General features: G+C 42.5%; 16 protein-coding genes, 1 other RNA gene and 1 pseudogene. 1 reads left to right on the top strand and 17 read right to left on the bottom strand.

Going from position 1 to position 17495, the window contains the following annotated elements:
- Positions 1–164 precede the first annotated feature (164 nt).
- The 15 genes from ABPH35_RS08020 to ABPH35_RS08090 form a co-directional block, all read right to left on the bottom strand.
- Complete coding sequence (locus ABPH35_RS08020; protein WP_349989232.1) at positions 165–842, bottom strand: rhomboid family protein; 678 nt, start codon at positions 840–842, stop codon at positions 165–167.
- Complete coding sequence (locus ABPH35_RS08025) at positions 826–1365, bottom strand: 5-formyltetrahydrofolate cyclo-ligase (RefSeq protein WP_368849702.1); 540 nt, start codon at positions 1363–1365, stop codon at positions 826–828. Before ABPH35_RS08025 ends, ABPH35_RS08020 begins: the two co-directional genes overlap by 17 nt.
- Positions 1366–1438: 73 nt before the next feature.
- Positions 1439–2569 (bottom strand): N-acetyldiaminopimelate deacetylase, encoded by a 1131-nt coding sequence (locus tag ABPH35_RS08030; protein WP_368849703.1) that lies wholly within the window; start codon positions 2567–2569, stop codon positions 1439–1441.
- A 9-nt stretch (positions 2570–2578) separates the two neighbouring features.
- A complete protein-coding gene (gene dapD, locus ABPH35_RS08035; RefSeq protein ID WP_368849704.1) occupies positions 2579–3277 on the bottom strand; it encodes a 2,3,4,5-tetrahydropyridine-2,6-dicarboxylate N-acetyltransferase in 699 nt (232 codons plus the stop codon).
- Positions 3278–3345: 68 nt separating this feature from the next.
- Complete coding sequence (locus ABPH35_RS08040; RefSeq protein WP_349989236.1) at positions 3346–4065, bottom strand: PASTA domain-containing protein; 720 nt, start codon at positions 4063–4065, stop codon at positions 3346–3348.
- A 73-nt stretch (positions 4066–4138) separates the two neighbouring features.
- Complete coding sequence (locus ABPH35_RS08045; protein WP_349989237.1) at positions 4139–4300, bottom strand: hypothetical protein; 162 nt, start codon at positions 4298–4300, stop codon at positions 4139–4141.
- A 304-nt stretch (positions 4301–4604) separates the two neighbouring features.
- Entirely contained in the window at positions 4605–6575 is a 1971-nt protein-coding gene (gene tkt / locus ABPH35_RS08050) for a transketolase (protein ID WP_368849705.1), read from the bottom strand.
- A gap of 115 nt (positions 6576–6690) precedes the next feature.
- A complete protein-coding gene (gene ulaG, locus ABPH35_RS08055) occupies positions 6691–7782 on the bottom strand; it encodes an L-ascorbate 6-phosphate lactonase (RefSeq protein ID WP_349989239.1) in 1092 nt (363 codons plus the stop codon).
- Positions 7783–8271: 489 nt separating this feature from the next.
- The gene (locus ABPH35_RS08060; protein ID WP_405054570.1) at positions 8272–9966 is read right to left on the bottom strand and encodes a BglG family transcription antiterminator; all 1695 of its coding nucleotides are present in this window, start codon (positions 9964–9966) and stop codon (positions 8272–8274) included.
- Between the two features lie 180 nt (positions 9967–10146).
- Positions 10147–10863 (bottom strand): L-ribulose-5-phosphate 4-epimerase, encoded by a 717-nt coding sequence (locus tag ABPH35_RS08065; RefSeq protein ID WP_349989241.1) that lies wholly within the window; start codon positions 10861–10863, stop codon positions 10147–10149.
- On the bottom strand, positions 10864–11727 hold the full coding sequence (locus ABPH35_RS08070) for an L-ribulose-5-phosphate 3-epimerase (RefSeq protein ID WP_349989242.1): 864 nt from the start codon (positions 11725–11727) through the stop codon (positions 10864–10866).
- Between the two features lie 3 nt (positions 11728–11730).
- On the bottom strand, positions 11731–12396 hold the full coding sequence (locus ABPH35_RS08075) for a 3-keto-L-gulonate-6-phosphate decarboxylase UlaD (protein WP_349989243.1): 666 nt from the start codon (positions 12394–12396) through the stop codon (positions 11731–11733).
- A gap of 204 nt (positions 12397–12600) precedes the next feature.
- Positions 12601–13086 (bottom strand): PTS sugar transporter subunit IIA, encoded by a 486-nt coding sequence (locus ABPH35_RS08080; protein WP_349989244.1) that lies wholly within the window; start codon positions 13084–13086, stop codon positions 12601–12603.
- Positions 13087–13148: 62 nt separating this feature from the next.
- A complete protein-coding gene (locus tag ABPH35_RS08085; RefSeq protein ID WP_119875546.1) occupies positions 13149–13427 on the bottom strand; it encodes a PTS sugar transporter subunit IIB in 279 nt (92 codons plus the stop codon).
- A gap of 99 nt (positions 13428–13526) precedes the next feature.
- Positions 13527–14978, bottom strand: coding sequence for a PTS ascorbate transporter subunit IIC (locus tag ABPH35_RS08090; protein WP_349989245.1), 1452 nt, complete (start codon positions 14976–14978; stop codon positions 13527–13529).
- A 201-nt stretch (positions 14979–15179) separates the two neighbouring features.
- Here ABPH35_RS08090 and ABPH35_RS08095 point away from each other — a divergent pair.
- Positions 15180–15690 (top strand): annotated as a pseudogene (locus tag ABPH35_RS08095) (transposase); the annotation flags it as partial.
- Positions 15691–15714: 24 nt separating this feature from the next.
- On the opposite strand, the gene ABPH35_RS08100 reads toward ABPH35_RS08095, so the two are convergent.
- Both ABPH35_RS08100 and ffs read right to left on the bottom strand, forming a co-directional pair.
- On the bottom strand, positions 15715–17064 hold the full coding sequence (locus ABPH35_RS08100) for a glucose-6-phosphate isomerase (RefSeq protein WP_349989247.1): 1350 nt from the start codon (positions 17062–17064) through the stop codon (positions 15715–15717).
- 143 nt (positions 17065–17207) lie between these two features.
- An RNA gene (gene ffs, locus ABPH35_RS08105) (signal recognition particle sRNA small type) lies at positions 17208–17305 on the bottom strand.
- Positions 17306–17495 lie beyond the last annotated feature (190 nt).

A 17495-nucleotide genomic window follows, 5' to 3' on the forward strand; every position in this document is an offset into this window, starting at 1 on the left:
TAATAAGCAAACAATTTCTAACTTTTCTTCTACTGATTTTGGACTTCTTTTGGACATGTGAAAACTCCCCTTATAGTGTCTAGTGAATTTTGGTTTTTTCACTGTCTACTATATGGGGAGTATATCACTTGCTAAAAGTCATTCGTGTTTTTTCTATACTTATTTTATAGGCTAAAGCTGAGGGCAACTAAGCCAATTACTAAGAGGAGATAAACTCCCAAAGCCATTCTTCTTTGTCGATGTGTAAACAGATAGGGTTCACTGATCGTTGGTAAGAAAACAGCAGCAATAGCTCCACCCACAGCACCACCGACATGACCAGCTAGGCTGATTTCCGGATTGAACAACCCTAATACGAGATTGAGGAGCAAAAGAGCAATGTAGCGTTGGCCTAAGAGCTGCAAATAAGGATTACGACTGTGGAAACGCAAGACAACCATAGCTCCAAACAGGCCAAATAAGGAAGTAGAGGCTCCTGCTGCTATTGCAGTTGGCATCAAGAATAAAATAAATAAATTCCCCATCACTCCTGCTAGAAAATAAAGTAGACAAAAGCGCTTAGAGCCGAAAATCGCTTCCATTTGATAGCCAAAAACGTAAAGGGTCATACTATTGAAAAGAAAATGTTCCCAGCCAATATGAACAAAAATAGGTGAAATCAAGCGCCACAACTGGGTCGGATCCACTTTCACAATCAACCCATACATACCACCAAAATCATAAATGGTCTGCGCTGTCGTTGCCTGACCAAACCGCAGCACCTGCATGGCTAGAAACACCACGGTCGTTAGCAACAACAGGCCATTGGTCACAGGATAGCGTCTATCAATCATTTGTTTCATAACATAGAACCTTTCTTACTGCTTGGTCAAACTCTTCTTCTCTAAACTCATATCGCTGAAAATCATATATGGTACTCACTGTCGTTCCTTGGAATTGTGCCAAATAGCGATCATAAAATCCACCACCGTATCCAATCCGATAGCCAGCCTGATTCCAAGCAAGTCCTGGAACATGGATGATATCAATTTCTGACGGATCAAAAACCACCTCTGAACGCGGTTCCCAAACACCAAAAGCACTGAGAACCAAGTCATTCTCATCATAGGGAACAAAGACCATTTTCCCCTTGCCATAGGTTTTTGGAACCACAATCTTCTTTCCGTCCAGCTGTGCCTGGTGAATCAAAAATGAGGTATCCATTTCATGTGGCATGGATAAAAAAGTTGCGATTGTATCTGCTTCTTGATAGGCTGATAGGCTACAGATTTCTTGGCAGGACCATTCGCTCCACCTTTTGATTTCCTCTTTGGACAAATTTTTTAATCGAGCAATGATTTCCTTACGGATGCCTGCTTTTTCCATCTGTATACTCCTTTTTCAACGATAAAAACCAATCCAATAGGCAGTAAACCGACGGATTGGCCCTCTTGATGTTTTACTCTTCTACCTTATATCTCAAAAACGCCGCTAAATGTTCAACAGCAAAAGGAATGGCTTCTTCCTTGGGACTTAGACGTGGATTGTGCAGAGGGTACGGCGTATCTACTCCTAGCCAGAACATCACACCAGGCACCTTGCTGAGTAGATAACCAAAATCCTCTCCTGTCATGGCAGGGGGGCAATCAATCACGTCAACTTCAGGAATCGCTTCAAAATAGCTCATCAACTCGCCAGCCAATTGAGGATTGTTTTCCACAGGCAAGTAGCCACCTTGATTCAGTTCAATCTCGACTTCAAGACCGAATGAAGTAGCAATCCCCTGTGCCACCTCTCGCACCCGTTTTTGAACCAAAAGGCTCATTTCTTGGGTCAAAGAACGAATTGTTCCATGCAAAAAGGCTGTTTCTGCAATGACATTATTGGTTGTACCTGCATGCATGGAGCCAAAAGTGACAACAGCACCCTCAATTGGATCGACATTGCGACTAACTACCGACTGGACCTGCGTGATGAAATAACTCGCAGCAACCAAAGCATCATTTGCCGTATGAGGAAAAGCCGCATGGCCTCCACGTCCAATAAAGCGAATCTTCACCTCACAAGTACCCGCAAAGAGAGTCGCACGATTGGTCGCAATTTGTCCTACTTTTAAATCCGGCCGTACATGCAAACCATAAAATTCATCTGGCAACCACTCACCAAAGGCACCAGCTTCATACATCAGCATTCCCCCTGCAAGATTTTCCTCCGCAGGTTGGAACAAAAAGAGCATATTCTGACGAGGCTGTTGTGCCATCATCTGCTCGAGCACCCCAAGAGCAATGGTCATATGAACATCGTGTCCACATGCATGCATGCGACCTTCATGGGTCGAAGCAAAATCAAGTCCTGTTTCCTCAACAATCGGCAGACCATCAATATCTGTCCGCCAGCCAATCGTTTTTTCGCCAACTGTCCCTGTCAAATAGACCAGAACCCCCGTTTCCCAGGTTCGAATTTGGGCAAAGGAACAATCCTTCAAGAGAGTAGAAAGGGTCTCCATGAGAAAGGCATGGGTCTTAAACTCTTCCATTCCAATTTCAGGAATTTGGTGTAAAGCGCGCCGAATCGCAATCAAATCAAGCATGACTATCTCCTAAAGTGTTCGAAGGGCATCTTCTAAGGCTGTTTTTTGTTGGGTCTTTTCGTCAATTTCTTTGATAATGCGTGCAGGAACTCCTGCCACAACGACATTTTCAGGAACGTCTTGCGTAACAATGGCTCCTGCTGCCACAACAGAACCACTACCAATCTGCACTCCTTCAATTACCACAGCGTTCGCACCGACTAAGACATTGTCCCCCACGCGAACAGGATCTGCACTAGCGGGCTCAATAACACCGGCTAAAACAGCTCCCGCTCCGATGTGACTGTTTTTCCCAACCGTGGCACGTCCACCAAGAATGGCTCCCATATCAATCATGGTTCCCTCACCAATTTCAGCACCAATATTGATAACAGCTCCCATCATAATAACGGCATTATCACCAATTGAAACCTGATCACGGATAATAGCTCCTGGTTCAATTCGGGCGTTAATGGCACGTTTATCAAGCAAAGGAACAGCTGAATTGCGCGCATCTTGCTCCACGACATAATCTTTGTTTTCCGTCAAATGAGCAAGAAGCGGTGTGATATCTTTCCAATCACCGAATAAAACATTGCCAAGTTTCACAACTGTTTCAGGAACTGCTGCTGCCAATTCCCCTTCAAACGTTACTTTAACAGTCGTCTTTTTCTCCGCTTGGGCAATAAATTGAATAATTTCTTGGGCGTTCATTTTTGTTGCTGTCATAGAATCTCCATTCTCAAATAAATAATTCGTTTCCTATTATATCAAATTTTCAGAATATTTGGAAATAATTATTTTTTCTTTCTTTTCGGAAGTAGTTTTGGTACCTGTTGGACGAATTTTGGAAGACTCAGTGTCTTGCTGTTAGCAGTCTGAGCTAGGAGCTGGCTAGTTTGTAAACCTTCTTCTGTTAGGTAATACAGTTTGATAAAACTTCCCTTTGCCACACTAGTGACAAGCATATTGGGTTTAGGTTGCATATCTAGGATTAGATTTGCTTGCTGGTGGGCATATTTTGCCTGAGCTTTTAGAGGAATGCTAATGGGCTTTAAACCAATCTTTATTACATGTTCTTGAGCTTCGTCTAGGGACAAGCCAATTAAATTTGGCAAAGGAATGCTCAAGTCACTGGCTTCAATGATCTCTGAAGTCACATAATACAGTTTTACTAAGGTTCCTGGCTCAAAATTCCCTGACTTTGGAACCATGGCGACTACTTCATCAACACGCTTTTTGGCATAGCATTGCTGGGGTTTGGCAAGAATCTTGCTGACTGTAAAGCCTAGACTCTCCAAATGCTCTTGGGCTTCCTGTACATTCATATCTACCAGATTGGGCAGGCGAAGCAAGCGATTTTTCTTCTCATAATTTTGTTCTAAAACCTTGTCTACTAGCGGAACGACAGCATGGACAGCTTCGCCAATAACTCGAGTCGTATCTGGAATAATATCCAAAATCTTCGCCACCTCTCCCAAGACCTTTCCTTTAATCGGTCGTTTCTTTTTTATCATTGGTACCTCTTTTTTGCTTCTTTCTAATAATCCTTCGTAGTATTCCAAAGTTTGAAAGTGACGACTGTCACCTCTAGAAGAAGCCAATTTTTTTGCTTGCTTCCACTACTTCCTTATCCACATAATAGAGCTTAACCAGACCTTTTTTCTCAACCCATCCAGAACTGTAATGAACGACTTCATTATAGCGTTTCTTGGCATATTTGCACTCTGGCTGAACCAAGACTATACTCACACGAAACTCCATATCGGTCCACTGTTTCTGAGCATCTGCTACATCAAGCTCAATAACATTTGGTACTTCTTACCAATATAGTCAATCCCATTTAGAATAACACTTTCTGCCAATCATAGCCATGATTCCAACATTATCTCGTCCTCTTTCTCCCCTATCCTGCTTCTATTATAGGGCTTTTGAGCTTAACTTGCAAGAAAGAATGCCAGAGGTCATCACTGTAATTCTTTGAAAATTAGGTGAAGTCTTGACCAAAAAAGACAGCCTCTCGGCTGTCTTATCGTGCATCTGCTAATGATAAATTTTACAATCCTTTAACTGTTTTGATCACATTTTCCACAGTAAAACCATATTCTTCGATGACCTTAGCTGCTGGTGCAGAAGCTCCAAAGGTATCAATGCCAAGTACCGCACCATCTAAACCGACATATTTGTACCAGCTTTGAGTAGCACCCATTTCAATGGCTACACGGCGACGAATGGCATTTGGTAAAATTTCTTCCTTATAGACTGCATCTTGCGCATCAAAGAGTTCTGTCGAAGGTACGCTGACGACACGAACCTTGATTCCTTCAGTTGCCAAGGCTTTCGCAGCACTCACTGCCAAGTTGACTTCTGAACCAGAGGCAAGAAGAATGGTGTCAAATCCTGCTTCTTCGTAAACCACATAAGCACCTTTTGCCACCTTGTCAAAGTCCGTTCCTTCTTCTACTGTCAAATTTTGACGAGTAAGAACGAGAGCTGAAGGTGTCGATGTACTTGTCAATGACAAATACCAAGCCGCCTGTGTTTCACGCGCATCGGCTGGGCGGAAGACATTCAAGTTTGGCATCGCACGAAGTCCCGCCAAGTGCTCAATTGGCTCATGCGTTGGACCGTCTTCTCCAACTGCAATCGAATCATGGGTAAAGACATAGGTTACTGGAAGTCCTTGAAGAGCTGACAAACGAATCGCTGCCTTCAAATAGTCTGAGAATACAAAGAAGGTACCGCCATAAACACGAAGTCCTCCGTGTGCTGCCATTCCGTTCAACACAGTTCCCATAGCAAATTCACGTACACCAAATTGAATATTGCGATTGAGGCGATGAGCATCGTCTTGCAAGCCATCTTCTTTGATGTAGGTCATATTTGAATGAGCCAAGTCAGCTGAGCCACCCAAGAAGGTTGGAAGAACGTTAGCTGCTGCATTGATTGCATCCTGACTTGAGTTACGAGTGGCTTGTGAGAAGCCCGCTTCATGTGCTGGGAAATCGCTCGGTTTCAACTCTACTACATCACGACCTTCAATGATAGCAGTTACTTCTTCTGCTAATTCTGGATACGCTACCTTGTAATCCGCTACCAACTGCTCCCATGCTGCGTAGGCTGCTTGACCACGGTCAGCAACTTTTTCCTTGAAATCTGCATATACTTCTACTGGAATCTCAAATGGAGCATAGTTCCAATCTAAAGCCTTACGAGTTGCTTCAGCCTCTTCTGCTCCGAGAGGGGCACCATGTACTGCATTTGTCCCCTGCTTATTTGGAGAACCGTATCCGATAATCGTTTTCACTTCAATAAGAGCTGGCTTGCCTGCTGCTTTTGCTGTTTCGATTGCTTGATTGATCGCAGCAACATCTGTTCCATCTGTTACAAGATCTGTATGCCAACCATAGGCTTCATAACGGGCACGAACATTTTCTGTAAAGGAATCTTTCGTTTCTCCGTCTAAGTTAATATCATTTGAATCATAGAGCACAATGAGCTTGTCTAGTTTTTGTAAACCAGCATAAGAAGCAGCTTCTGCAGATACACCTTCCATCAAGTCACCATCTCCACAGATAACATAGGTATAGTGGTCAAAAAGGTTATATCCTTCTTTATTGTACTTAGCCGCTAGAAAACGCTCTGCTTGGGCAAAACCTGTTGCAGTCGCAATTCCCTGTCCAAGAGGACCCGTCGTAATATCCACCCCAGCAGTATGACCATATTCTGGATGGCCTGGTGTTTTAGAACCCCATTGACGGAAATTCTTGATTTCATCCATGCTTACTTCTTCAAAACCAGATAAATGAAGAAGGGCATAAAGGAGCATAGAGCCGTGTCCTGCTGACAAGACAAAACGGTCACGATTGATCCAGTTTGGCACTTGAGGATTGATTGCTAATTGATTGGTAAATAGGCTATAAGCCATTGGCGCAGCCCCCATTACGACCCCTGGGTGGCCTGATTTTGATTTTTCAATGGCATCGATCCCAAGGAAACGAATCGCATTGACTGATAAGTTTGACATAAGGTTCTCCTTTTCTGTTCTATCTTCTATTATATGAAAAATATCCGCATAACGCAACGGTATGCGGACAAACTAGAATGGGAATAGCTAGCGCAAGATTCCCCTTTCTACAACATTATAATAAAGCCTTAAATTGAATATTCGAATCTTCTAAGAAGCAGTCATCAAATCCACGTGGGTGATGATATTCGATGCGATTCTGATCCATTGGATAAGTATATTTACCGCCCACTTCCCAGATAAATGGGTGGAACTGATATTGCAGTCGTTCTTTTCTCATCTTCCAGAGTTCTAAGATTTCATCCGTTGAAGCCATGAAGTTTGACCAGATGTCATAGTGAACTGGAATGATGACCTTAGCACGGAGATTTTCTGCCATACGAAGTAGGTCAATAGAGGTCATCTTATCTTGGATACCGAGCGGGTTTTCCCCGTAGTTGTTCAAGGCAACATCAATCTTGAAGTCACGACCGTGTTTAGCAAAGTAGTTTGAAAAATGAGAATCTGCACCGTGGTAAACTGTACCACCCGGTGTTTCAAAGACGTAGTTGACAGCCTTACGAGCCATTTCCTCATCTGTCACCGCAAGTCCAGCCAGTTCACCATCTTGAGCATCTGCTCCTTCCACTGGTAGGGTCACCAAGCAGGTCCGATCAAAGGATTCTACCGCATGGACCTTCATGTCCTTGATTTCAAAACTATCACCTGGTTTTACGATGATAATACGCTCTTCTGGTACTCCCCATTTCTTCCAAATTTCACCACATTCATACGGTCCAACAAATTTTACATGATTCAATTTAGGATTATTCACAATAGCTGCTGCTGTATTGATATCAATATGATCACTATGAAAATGAGAAACAAGATAATAGTCTAGCTCATTGATTGCAAATGGGTCGATAACCATTGGTTGTACACGAAGATTTGGTTGAAGTTTGCGAACTCCCGCCATATTAGCCATTTGGTGTCCACGCACCATGTCTTTTACTTTTTTAGTCGATTTTCCGCGTGCTGACCAAAGATCCATAACAATGTTTGCACCACCCGGTGTTTTCAGCCAAATTCCGCAGTTTCCTAGCCACCACATAGAGAAATTGCCTTCTGGAACCACTTCTTCTTCAATTTCTTCATTGAGCCATGTACCCCATTCTGGAAATGTACTCAAAATCCATGATTCCCTTGTAATTTCGTTCACTTTTGCCATAATAGTTCCTCCTGATAGCTTATGTATAGTCCCAGTATAACGCTTTTATCTGTTCAAAAAAAGACCAAATAAAACACATGCGTGTGTTCAGATTTGGACTGTCCTACTGTCACAAATCAACACAAACCATTTTGGGGCATGCTCTGAACTAAGGAAAAGGTAAACACTTGAAAATAGTGGTCTCAACTCCAAGAGTTGAATTTTGCAAGGAAAAATTGGAATCAGATTCAAAACCTGTATTCACAGCTCAGCAACTCTAATCGGGAGCTTATGAATACAGGTTCTAAGATTCCGCAGTTTAGAGCGAATGAAGTGAGATTGAAAGGATAGTATCGCCGTAGTGGTATTTTGAGTGACAGTGCTGCTGTCGCTCATAACAGAATTTTTGAGAACTAGGCTCAAAAGCGTGCATTTTCCACTGAAAAATCTTTTTCTATTGACTAATAGGGAGCTCAATCTAAAAAAGCTGGGGCATTCCCCAGTCCTATATCAATATAAGTCTTTTAGCCCGCCATTTTCGACAGTTGCTAAAAAGAAATCGCTTTGGAATAATTCCTGTACCTTAGCAGTTGCCTCTCTCAGCTCTTCGTCTTTTGAGATGTAGCGTGAAAGGAGGCGTTGCAATTGAGGTTGAAACTGCTTGGCACTATCTTTCATGGTGTGGTAGGTCAAAAAATAATTGATTTTCATCACATCCTCATAGGTCAAGACAGGCTCGACCTGTAAGATTGGAAAAGAAGCTCGCAGATTATCACTGGTAGAAATCAGCAGGTCCACCTCTAAAATATCCTCTACACTGTGGAATTGCTCGGTCGTAAAAACGGCCTTAATACTATCTACTGGCAGATAAGCCTGACACTGTTTATAGAGCAGCTTTTGCACACCGACCCCCTCATCGCAGACCAAGTAAATGTTGCGAAAAGATTTTCCACTGATTGGTCTATGCTTTAAGGCTCCGCCGATATGAATGGTGAAATAGGAGATGTCATCATCATTCATCTGAATCATCCACTCTGCTTCTAGAGTATAAGAAGCCACCACTCTAATCGTGACAAACAAGTCTTTGTACTTCTGCTTAATCTGTCTGGTCAAGGGATTTTTAGATAAGATGCCATAGGTCTTACGAAAAAGAAGGGCCTTGGCATGCATGACCAAATTACGCATCAAGGTTTCACGATTGTCAATCTCAAAGGCTGAACAGCGTAAAAATTCATCAACAAAGCGTTCCAAGGTTTCCTTTAACTCTGCAAAATCTTGGCTATTGGTGTGAATATCCTTATCCTTACGGTAAGACAACAAGAGCATGGCAATCAGAGAAATTTCGATTTCATCCAGCACCACTTCAAAACGCTCAGAAAGAGACGAGGACAAGTTCTGAGCTGCGGTATATTCAATCCGCTTGCGAATTAAGGTGAACTCTCGCTGAATTTCTGTTTGCTCGGCTGTTTTCAAGGCCATATTGCGGTAGCTGAGCAACAAATAAGGCAGAACTTTGAGCATGAACTCAATCTCATAATGGTTGATTTTCTTGCCCAAATCCACCTCTAGCTGGTTTACTTGTTCAGCCAGAAATGCTACCAAATCGGGGCTAAACAAGAGTTCGCAGCCTTCAAAGTAAGGCACCTTTTCATTGAGAATCGTGAGGAAACCCTCATTGGGATTGGAAAATACATCGTAGAGAAGAGAGTGAATATACTGGATTTTATTGAGCGGGTGGCATTTGAAAAAATAGCCTTCTGACTTGGTCGCATAAAGATAGACCTTAAATTGCTCAGTGGTCAGTTGCGCCCGAATTTCACTCAGGTCATTTAACACGGTATTGCGTGAAACATCCGTCAGCGCCATAAGTTTTTCAATGGTCACACGTTCAGAAGTAATGGCAATATAAATGGTCATGAGCTGAATCCGCTCCTCCATGCTCATCACATAGCTATACGAATCCACACTACCCAATAAAATCTGGCAAGCTGCTTTTTGTGCATCAGTCAATAAAATACCGACCCTTGGAAGACTGACAATCATCTCAGTACCACTAGGAAGAGAGCCATTGATTTTTTCAAGATGATAATAAATTTTTCGCCTAGACTGGCCCATTGCCCGTGAAATACTCATAACCGTCTCTGGACTTGTCAGCCGCATCAAATAGGTTAGCAATTCATAACTGCTCTTATCGAGTAGGACCATTTTCTCATCTCCTTCTTCTTGCGTATAAATAGTATACCATTTTTCGAATGTAAAGACCATGCCCCCAAAAAGGAAAGAGAGGAAACGAATTCGTGTTGCCCCTGCTCCCTCTCTTTTCTATCTATGGTCATTTGGGACTAGGCAAGATGCGTTTGCCACGACCCAGTCCAAACCCAATGACTAGTGCGCATCACCCTTTTGTCCATAGTAAGCATTTGGACCGTGTTTGCGCAGATAATGTTTGTCCATGATGTACCTAGGAGCTGGCTCTACGCGCGGATTGATTTGCTCAGTGAAGCGATCCATTTTTGCCACTTCTTCTAGCACGACAGAGTGATATACCGCCTGCGCTGGGTCTTTCCCCCAAGTAAATGGCCCGTGGTTACGCACGATAATTCCAGGAACGGAAACAGGGTCAAGCCCCCGTTCTACAAAGGTTTCGATAATGACACTACCTGTCTCTTTTTCATAGGCTGTATTGACCTCATCAGACGTAAGCGAACGAGCACACGGAATAGAACCGTAGAAATAATCCGCATGTGTCGTACCATAAAACGGAATGTCACGACCAGCCTGTGCCCAACCAACCGCTTCTGTCGAGTGAGTGTGGACAACAGCGCCGATTTCTGACCAGGCTTTATAAAGTGCTACGTGAGTCGCAAGATCAGAAGAGGGATTCAACTCCCCCTCAACAACATTTCCGTCTAAGTCGGTCACGACCATGTTTTCTGGGCTTAATTTGTCATAATCTACCCCTGACGGCTTAATCACAATCCGTCCCAATTCACGACAAACTTCAGAGACATTGCCCCAAGTAAATTTGACCAAGCCATGTTCTGGAAGAGCTACGTTGGCCTCATAGACACGCTGGCGCATCTCTGCTAATGATTTTGGCATTTAATTCAACCCCGCTTTCTCAATGAATGGGTAAAGGAAATCTTGGGCTTCTTTGATTGCTGCTCGTGTCTCCTCTACGGTTTCACAATTTTCAGACCACATTTCAATCAAGAATGGTCCTTGGTAGTTAGTTTTCTTTAAAATAGCAAAAGTATTTTCCCAATCAACACACCCTTGTCCAAACGGCACATCACGGAATTGCCCCTTCGAGGTTTCTGTCACAGCATAGGTATCTTTCAGATGAAGCGCCGCAATAGCTTTGTGACCAATGACAAACTCGCTGTACAAATCATTGTGCCAAGCAGATAGATTGCCCGTGTCTGGGTAGACAAAGAGGTAGGGGGAGTTGATTTCTTGGGCGACTGCCAAGTATTTTTCAATGCTATTGATAAAAGGATCGTCCATGATTTCAATAGCGAGCATGACCTGTGCCTGCTCCGCCCAATTACAAGCCTGACGTAGATTTCTCAAAAACCGAGCGCGAGTTTCTGACGATTTTTCTTCATAGTAAACATCATAGCCTGCCAGTTGAATGACCCGCACACCTAGATCCTGAGCTAGTTCAATACATTTTTGCATAGTTTCAAGCGACTTGGCTTCAAGGACAGGATCGTTTGAACCCAGCGGATAACGGCGATGACCTGAAAAACAAATCGTCGGAATGCGGATTCTTGTTTGATAAATCGCTTGAACAAGCTCTAATCGTTCTTCCTTGGTCCACTCAAGCCGAGCGAGGCGCTCATCACTTTCATCTATTGACATCTCTACAAAGTCAAAGCCAAGGTCTTTTGCGAACTCTAAACGCTCTAGCCAACTAAAATGTTTAGGCGTTGCCTTTTCATAAATTCCAATTGATCTAGCCATGTCTCACCCCCAAATACGGCGGATTTCATCTTTAAAGGCACGTGCTGCAAAGGCTGGATTCTCTGCCTCTGTAATCCCTCGACCAGCAATAAAGGTAAAGACATCCACTCCCTCAAAGAGCTTCAAGGTATCAATATCAAGTCCTCCTGTGACGGACACTCGAAAGCCCATATCAATCAATTTTCTCACCTTGTTCAGATCTTTTTCCCCCCATGTTTCTCCTGCAAGAAGGGCATCACGAGATTGGTGGTAAATAGCTTGGGAAATTCCTGCATCAAGCCACATTTGAGCCTGATCATAAGTCCAATCACCATACAATTCTACTTGAATTTCACCCTTATCACCACGAACTTCTTGAATGGCTTTCAAAGCTGCTTTCATGGTTGGAATGGTCGCTGAGCAAATGCAAGTCATCCAATCTGCTCCACGTACAGCATTGTTTTTTGCAACGATACCACCTGCATCCGCACATTTGGTATCAGCCACGATGATTTTATCAGGGAATAGGTTCCGAAGCACTTCAACCAATTCACTACCTACTTGTAGTAAACAAACTGTTCCAGCCTCAATCACATCAACCTCATGGCCAACAGACACTGCTGCCTTAATCGCCCCCTGCAAATCTGAATGATCTAAGGCAACTTGTAAATTTGGAATATGTTTTGTCATACGAATCTCTTTTCTATGTTTTTTTTGATTGTGATACACCACGAACAATGTGAGCTAGCTTTTGATTGTTTTCTGAAAACTACCGAAAGCCATCATGTTTGTATTTGAATGCGAGCTAAAATCTCAGAAAATAGATGAGACTGGCTTGAAATACGATTCCTCCGCTCGTCTCCCTTATTTTCTATCGATTTTTACGCTCTTATATCATGATTCTAAATCAAGCCCCTCCAAATATGGACTGTTCTTAGACTCTTCCACCATAGCAAGGACTTCTGCTTCTGATTGGCAATTCACCAAGCGCTCGATTGAATTTTCCAACTCAAAAAGAGCAATGATTTGTGGAATGGCAACCGATGTATGAATATCTGAACTGGTCGCAGCAAGGGTCAAGAGCACGCTAACTTCTTTCCCATCTGGAAAGACAACTGGTTTGGTTAAGGTAATCAAGGCAAAGGCATCACGCATCACACCTGCTTCTGGTCGGGCATGTGGCATTGCCATGCCAGGCATCAAGATATAGTAAGGTCCATATTCGTTAGTGGATTCGATAATGGCATGATAATATTCTTCTTTGACCGCTCCGCTTTCAATCAAGGGATCAACTGCTAAGCGAACCGCTTCTTCCCAAGTATCAGCCATCAAGCCAAGACGAATCGACTCGTTTTCTGTAAAAGCTTTTTTCAAATTCATATTTACTCTCTCTTTCTATGAAAGAGGTCGGGTACTTTCTCCCAACCTCCTCTAAAGTATTACTACAGAACTTCTTGCAATTTTGCCTTAATTTCATTGTCGTCCATCAGGTTATCAAGACCGACCAATTTTCCATTGGTACGACCTTGCAATTCATCAATCAGATGAACAGAGGCGATGACAATGTCATACCCTGCCGCAAGTCCCTTTGCCTCACCAACGCTACAAGAATTCACTGTAAAATCACTTTGACCAAGATTACGAAGAGCATTTTCCACCTTCATCTTAATCACCATAGATGATCCCATACCATTTCCACACGCTGTTAGTACTTTAACCATTTTCTTTTCCTCCTGATTGTTTTATTTTTGATAGTTGTTTATCTATTCCATTCAACAAGCCGAACTAACGACGTCAGCAAATTGAAACAGAACTTCATCTTATTCTTGGGCTTCTCCTCGATAGTACGCCTCTTTATCCTTTGCTCTTGCAAATTGGATTTGTGGAATAGCTAGGAAGAACAAGCACACTAAGACATAACCAATAATACCAAGTCCTTTGAAGAGATAGCCAAATCCTAACCATGGGAATTCAAAGTCGATATTTCCGTGATAACCACCGTAAGCCGCCAAATCAAGAAGGGCAACACAGGCTGCACCGAGTGCTACTTGAAGCACCCCTGAAATAAAGGATAGGATAACCGCTGCTTTCCAACCACCGCGCTTGTCTGCGTAAACCGCAATCGCAGCATTGTCAAAAAATACTGGTACGAAACCGGTGATAATAAGAACTGGATTTTTAAAGACAATCAACAGAACAATGGTAATTAATTGACCAATCAAGCCACAAGCAAATCCTGAAAGTACCGCATTTGGAGAACCAAAACCGTAAGAAGCTGCAACGTCCACCGCTGGGAATGAGCCTGGGAGGAGCTTGCTTGAGATACCTTGGAAGGCATTCGTCAATTCGGTTACGAACATCCGCACCCCTTGCATCAAGATAAAGAGGTAAACAGAGAAAGTAAAGGCTGTTTGGACAATATACATGTAGAAGTCTTGTTTGGCTGGATTAAACGGTGTGCCTGACGTAATGACTTCTTTATTTGCCATAACTTCAGGACCTAAAACCAAGAGAATGCCACCAAAGAAGACGAGCATCAAAGTTGCAGAGGCAACAACTGTATCATGGAAAATCGACAAGAATTTTGGCAATTTTAAGTTGTCCAAGTTTTCTTCTTTATTACCAAGTTTCCCAGCAATTTTATCGACAAACCAGATTGCAAATTGTTGTTGGTGACCAATGGCAAATCCACCACCACCTGTCAAACGTTGCGTTGCTTCAACGGTCATATTAGAGCTGACTGCCCAGTAAAGACCACAGATGACTCCGATTGCTGTAATCCCATAACCATTTCTCAATTGAGGAATGAGAAAGAGTACCATAAGTGAGATGGTCGCTGCCTGTTGCACCATGATGTGACCAGTGATAAACAAGGTCCGTACCTTGGTAACTTTACGGAAAGCAACGAGCAAGATATTGACCCCAAAACCAATCAAAAGCGCTGTTGTTGCTGCTTTGACAAAGTCAGGAAACATTTCTTGAATCTTAGTATTAGCTGCTGCCAATCCAAAGTATGGGTCGATAACGGCCGCACCAATCTTAAACTTGAAGTTAAGCGCTGCAAGAATCGGACGGAAGGTTGTCACCAAGCCACCTGCTGCTACGTTCAAAATCATGTATCCTACCGTAGCTTTGACAAAGCCCGAAAATACTTCATGCCCTGGCTTTTTCAAGAGAGCATATCCTAAAAGGACCAAAAGTCCAACGAAGAAGGCTGGATTCTGCAAAATATTTTGCGAGAACCAATTGAGAATGTTATTCAAAATCTCCATTCTAGTTTCTCCTTTTATTTTTTTATTTTTCCTAGTTTCATTATAGAACTTGCAAACGCATACAAAAAGACCAAATAAAACACAGGAATGTGTTCACACTTGGACTGTATTTGCTTGAACAACTGTAAACACAAAAAGAGGCTGGGCAAAACTATCTCTAAAACACAAAAAACGGGTCTTCCCGCAGTTGGAAGATGCCCGAAATATCAAAACAGTCCTAATAACCAAAACAACTGGACATCCCTTGAAGAAACAGACCAGTTTACAAAACCTGACGGAGTGATCTATTCCTTTAAGAATGACTCTCGTCGAACGGATAAGTACGGATTTAAGCGTGACTTTAAAATATACAAGGCAGATCACATACAAGACACACCCGAGTTAAAAACAGAAAATGGTCGCCAGAAACAGATTCATTACAATCCTACTTGGCATTCCTTTAAAGAACGAATGACATAGTGAGGAAGGCTCTCGTATCTATGCCAAACGTAAGTCAGATGTCGAACCTGTTTTTGGTGTACGCAGAGCTCATGTCAGAGGGAACCAAGCCGTCCAAACGGAGGTTTACTTCCTCTTCATGAGCATGAATCTCACAAAATTGGTTTAAAATCTAACTTCAAACACTCAAAAACCACACAGTGATTCTCACATCTTGATTGTTTTCAAGACAGAAATCGCTATGTGGTTCTATTTTAAAGCTAGTTTTTCCTAGCCTCTTTGTTTATCTATCTAATGATTAAAGACGAGCGTTCAATTCTGCACCGAGTTCTTCAAATCCTGGCTTGCCTAGAAGGGCAAACATGTTTTTCTTGTAAGCTTCTACTCCTGGTTGGTCAAATGGATTTACGCCATTGAGGTAACCTGAAAGGGCAATCGCCAATTCGAAGAAGTAGATAGTGTAACCAAGTGTAAACGCATCTTGTTGAGGAAGGGTGACAAACATATTTGGTACACCACCATCTGTATGGGCGAGAAGAACACCGTCCGTTGCTTTTTTGTTGACAAAGTCAACATCTTTTCCTTGTAGGTAACCAAGGCCGTCCAAATCTTCTGCCATTTCTGGAATCAAGATATTTTTTCTTGGTTTATCAACACGAATTACTGTTTCAAAGAGATTGCGGTAGCCTTCTTGGATAAATTGACCAAGCGAGTGCAAGTCTGTTGAGAAGTTAGCTGACGTTGGATAAATCCCTTTTTGGTCTTTCCCTTCTGATTCACCAGCCAATTGTTTCCACCATTCGCTAAAGTATTGAAGAGAAGGTTCATAGTTGGCCAAGATTTCAGTCACATAGCCTTTTCTGTAAAGGATGTTACGAACCACTGCATATTGGTAAGCTTCATTTTCTGCAATCTTATCAGAAGCGTAGTCCTTACGAGCTGCATTTGCACCTTCCATAAGAGCTGTAATATCTGCACCTGATGCAGCAATTGGGAGCAATCCTACTGCTGTAAGAACTGAGAAACGTCCACCGACATTATCAGGAACCACGAAAGTTTCCCAGCCATTTGCGTCAGCTTCGACCTTAACCGCTCCACGTTCGCGGTCAGTAGTTGCATAAATCCGTTTGTTTGCTTCTTCTTGACCATATTTTTTCACAAGCAATTCTTTGAAAACACGGAAGGCAATCGCTGGCTCAGTGGTTGTTCCTGATTTTGAAATCACGTTGACTGAGAAATCTTTATCTGCTACATAATCCACCAAATCAGCCAAGTAGCTAGATGAGATGGAATTCCCTGCATACAAGATTTGTGGCGCTTTGCGCTCATCTTTCGTTTGCAAGTTTACAAAGGAAGTGTTCAAGAAATCAATCGCAGCTTTTGCACCGAGGTAAGAACCACCAATTCCAATCACGACCAAAACATCGCTATCTGATTGGATTTTTGCAGCAGCTTCTTTAATACGAGCAAACTCTTCTTTGTCATAGTTTTCTGGTAAATCAAGCCATCCGAGCATCTCAGCTCCTGCCCCAGTACCCTTACGCAAGTCCGCATCAAGTGCTGTTACTTGGCTTTGTAAAAAGTCCAATTCCGTTGGAGCAACGAATTGTCCCAAAACTTTTGAATAATCAAATTGGATATGTGCCATTATAAATCCTCCATTTTTTCTACATACCTAATGATAACGCTTTATCGGGATTTTTTCAAGGAAATTCTTTATTTTCATTCATTTTCATAAAATGTATTCTGTATTTTCTAAAAGTATGAAAATTTGTATTCTTCCTTTATTTTAGTATAAAAAATAAAAGAGCACACACCCGACTTCGCTTAGGGCTGCTGGATTCCTCCCCTGACCCGCTTCACGCACAAGTGTTGCTCCATTTATTATTATACCATAAATCTGAAATCATGCAACTCTTCTCAATCGGTCTTCACGACAAACGCATGAAACGGTCTTCGGCTTTTTTCTACCTCAAACACTTTTTTGATTTAAAGTAATCGTTTTAAATACTGGTCAAAGGATAGACTAAGGACATATTTCTTACGACGCATGCTCATTTTCTTTCCAAAATCCAACCG

This window comes from Streptococcus handemini (assembly GCF_040984445.1).
Classification (GTDB): Bacteria; Bacillota; Bacilli; order Lactobacillales; family Streptococcaceae; genus Streptococcus; species Streptococcus handemini.

Excerpts from the sequence above, each read along its gene's own strand:
- ABPH35_RS08075 (WP_349989243.1), bottom strand. The coding sequence starts at position 12,396 with ATGACAAAACATATTCCAAATTTACAAGTTGCCTTAGATCATTCAGAT.
- ABPH35_RS08085 (WP_119875546.1), bottom strand. The coding sequence starts at position 13,427 with ATGGTTAAAGTACTAACAGCGTGTGGAAATGGTATGGGATCATCTATG.
- ulaG (WP_349989239.1), bottom strand. The coding sequence starts at position 7,782 with ATGGCAAAAGTGAACGAAATTACAAGGGAATCATGGATTTTGAGTACA.
- ABPH35_RS08030 (WP_368849703.1), bottom strand. The coding sequence starts at position 2,569 with ATGCTTGATTTGATTGCGATTCGGCGCGCTTTACACCAAATTCCTGAA.
- ABPH35_RS08100 (WP_349989247.1), bottom strand. The coding sequence starts at position 17,064 with ATGGCACATATCCAATTTGATTATTCAAAAGTTTTGGGACAATTCGTT.
- ABPH35_RS08065 (WP_349989241.1), bottom strand. The coding sequence starts at position 10,863 with ATGCCAAAATCATTAGCAGAGATGCGCCAGCGTGTCTATGAGGCCAAC.
- ABPH35_RS08025 (WP_368849702.1), bottom strand. The coding sequence starts at position 1,365 with ATGGAAAAAGCAGGCATCCGTAAGGAAATCATTGCTCGATTAAAAAAT.
- ABPH35_RS08070 (WP_349989242.1), bottom strand. The coding sequence starts at position 11,727 with ATGGCTAGATCAATTGGAATTTATGAAAAGGCAACGCCTAAACATTTT.
- dapD (WP_368849704.1), bottom strand. The coding sequence starts at position 3,277 with ATGACAGCAACAAAAATGAACGCCCAAGAAATTATTCAATTTATTGCC.
- tkt (WP_368849705.1), bottom strand. The coding sequence starts at position 6,575 with ATGTCAAACTTATCAGTCAATGCGATTCGTTTCCTTGGGATCGATGCC.
- ABPH35_RS08060 (WP_405054570.1), bottom strand. The coding sequence starts at position 9,966 with ATGGTCCTACTCGATAAGAGCAGTTATGAATTGCTAACCTATTTGATG.
- ABPH35_RS08090 (WP_349989245.1), bottom strand. The coding sequence starts at position 14,978 with ATGGAGATTTTGAATAACATTCTCAATTGGTTCTCGCAAAATATTTTG.
- ABPH35_RS08040 (WP_349989236.1), bottom strand. The coding sequence starts at position 4,065 with ATGATAAAAAAGAAACGACCGATTAAAGGAAAGGTCTTGGGAGAGGTG.
- ABPH35_RS08020 (WP_349989232.1), bottom strand. The coding sequence starts at position 842 with ATGAAACAAATGATTGATAGACGCTATCCTGTGACCAATGGCCTGTTG.
- ABPH35_RS08080 (WP_349989244.1), bottom strand. The coding sequence starts at position 13,086 with ATGAATTTGAAAAAAGCTTTTACAGAAAACGAGTCGATTCGTCTTGGC.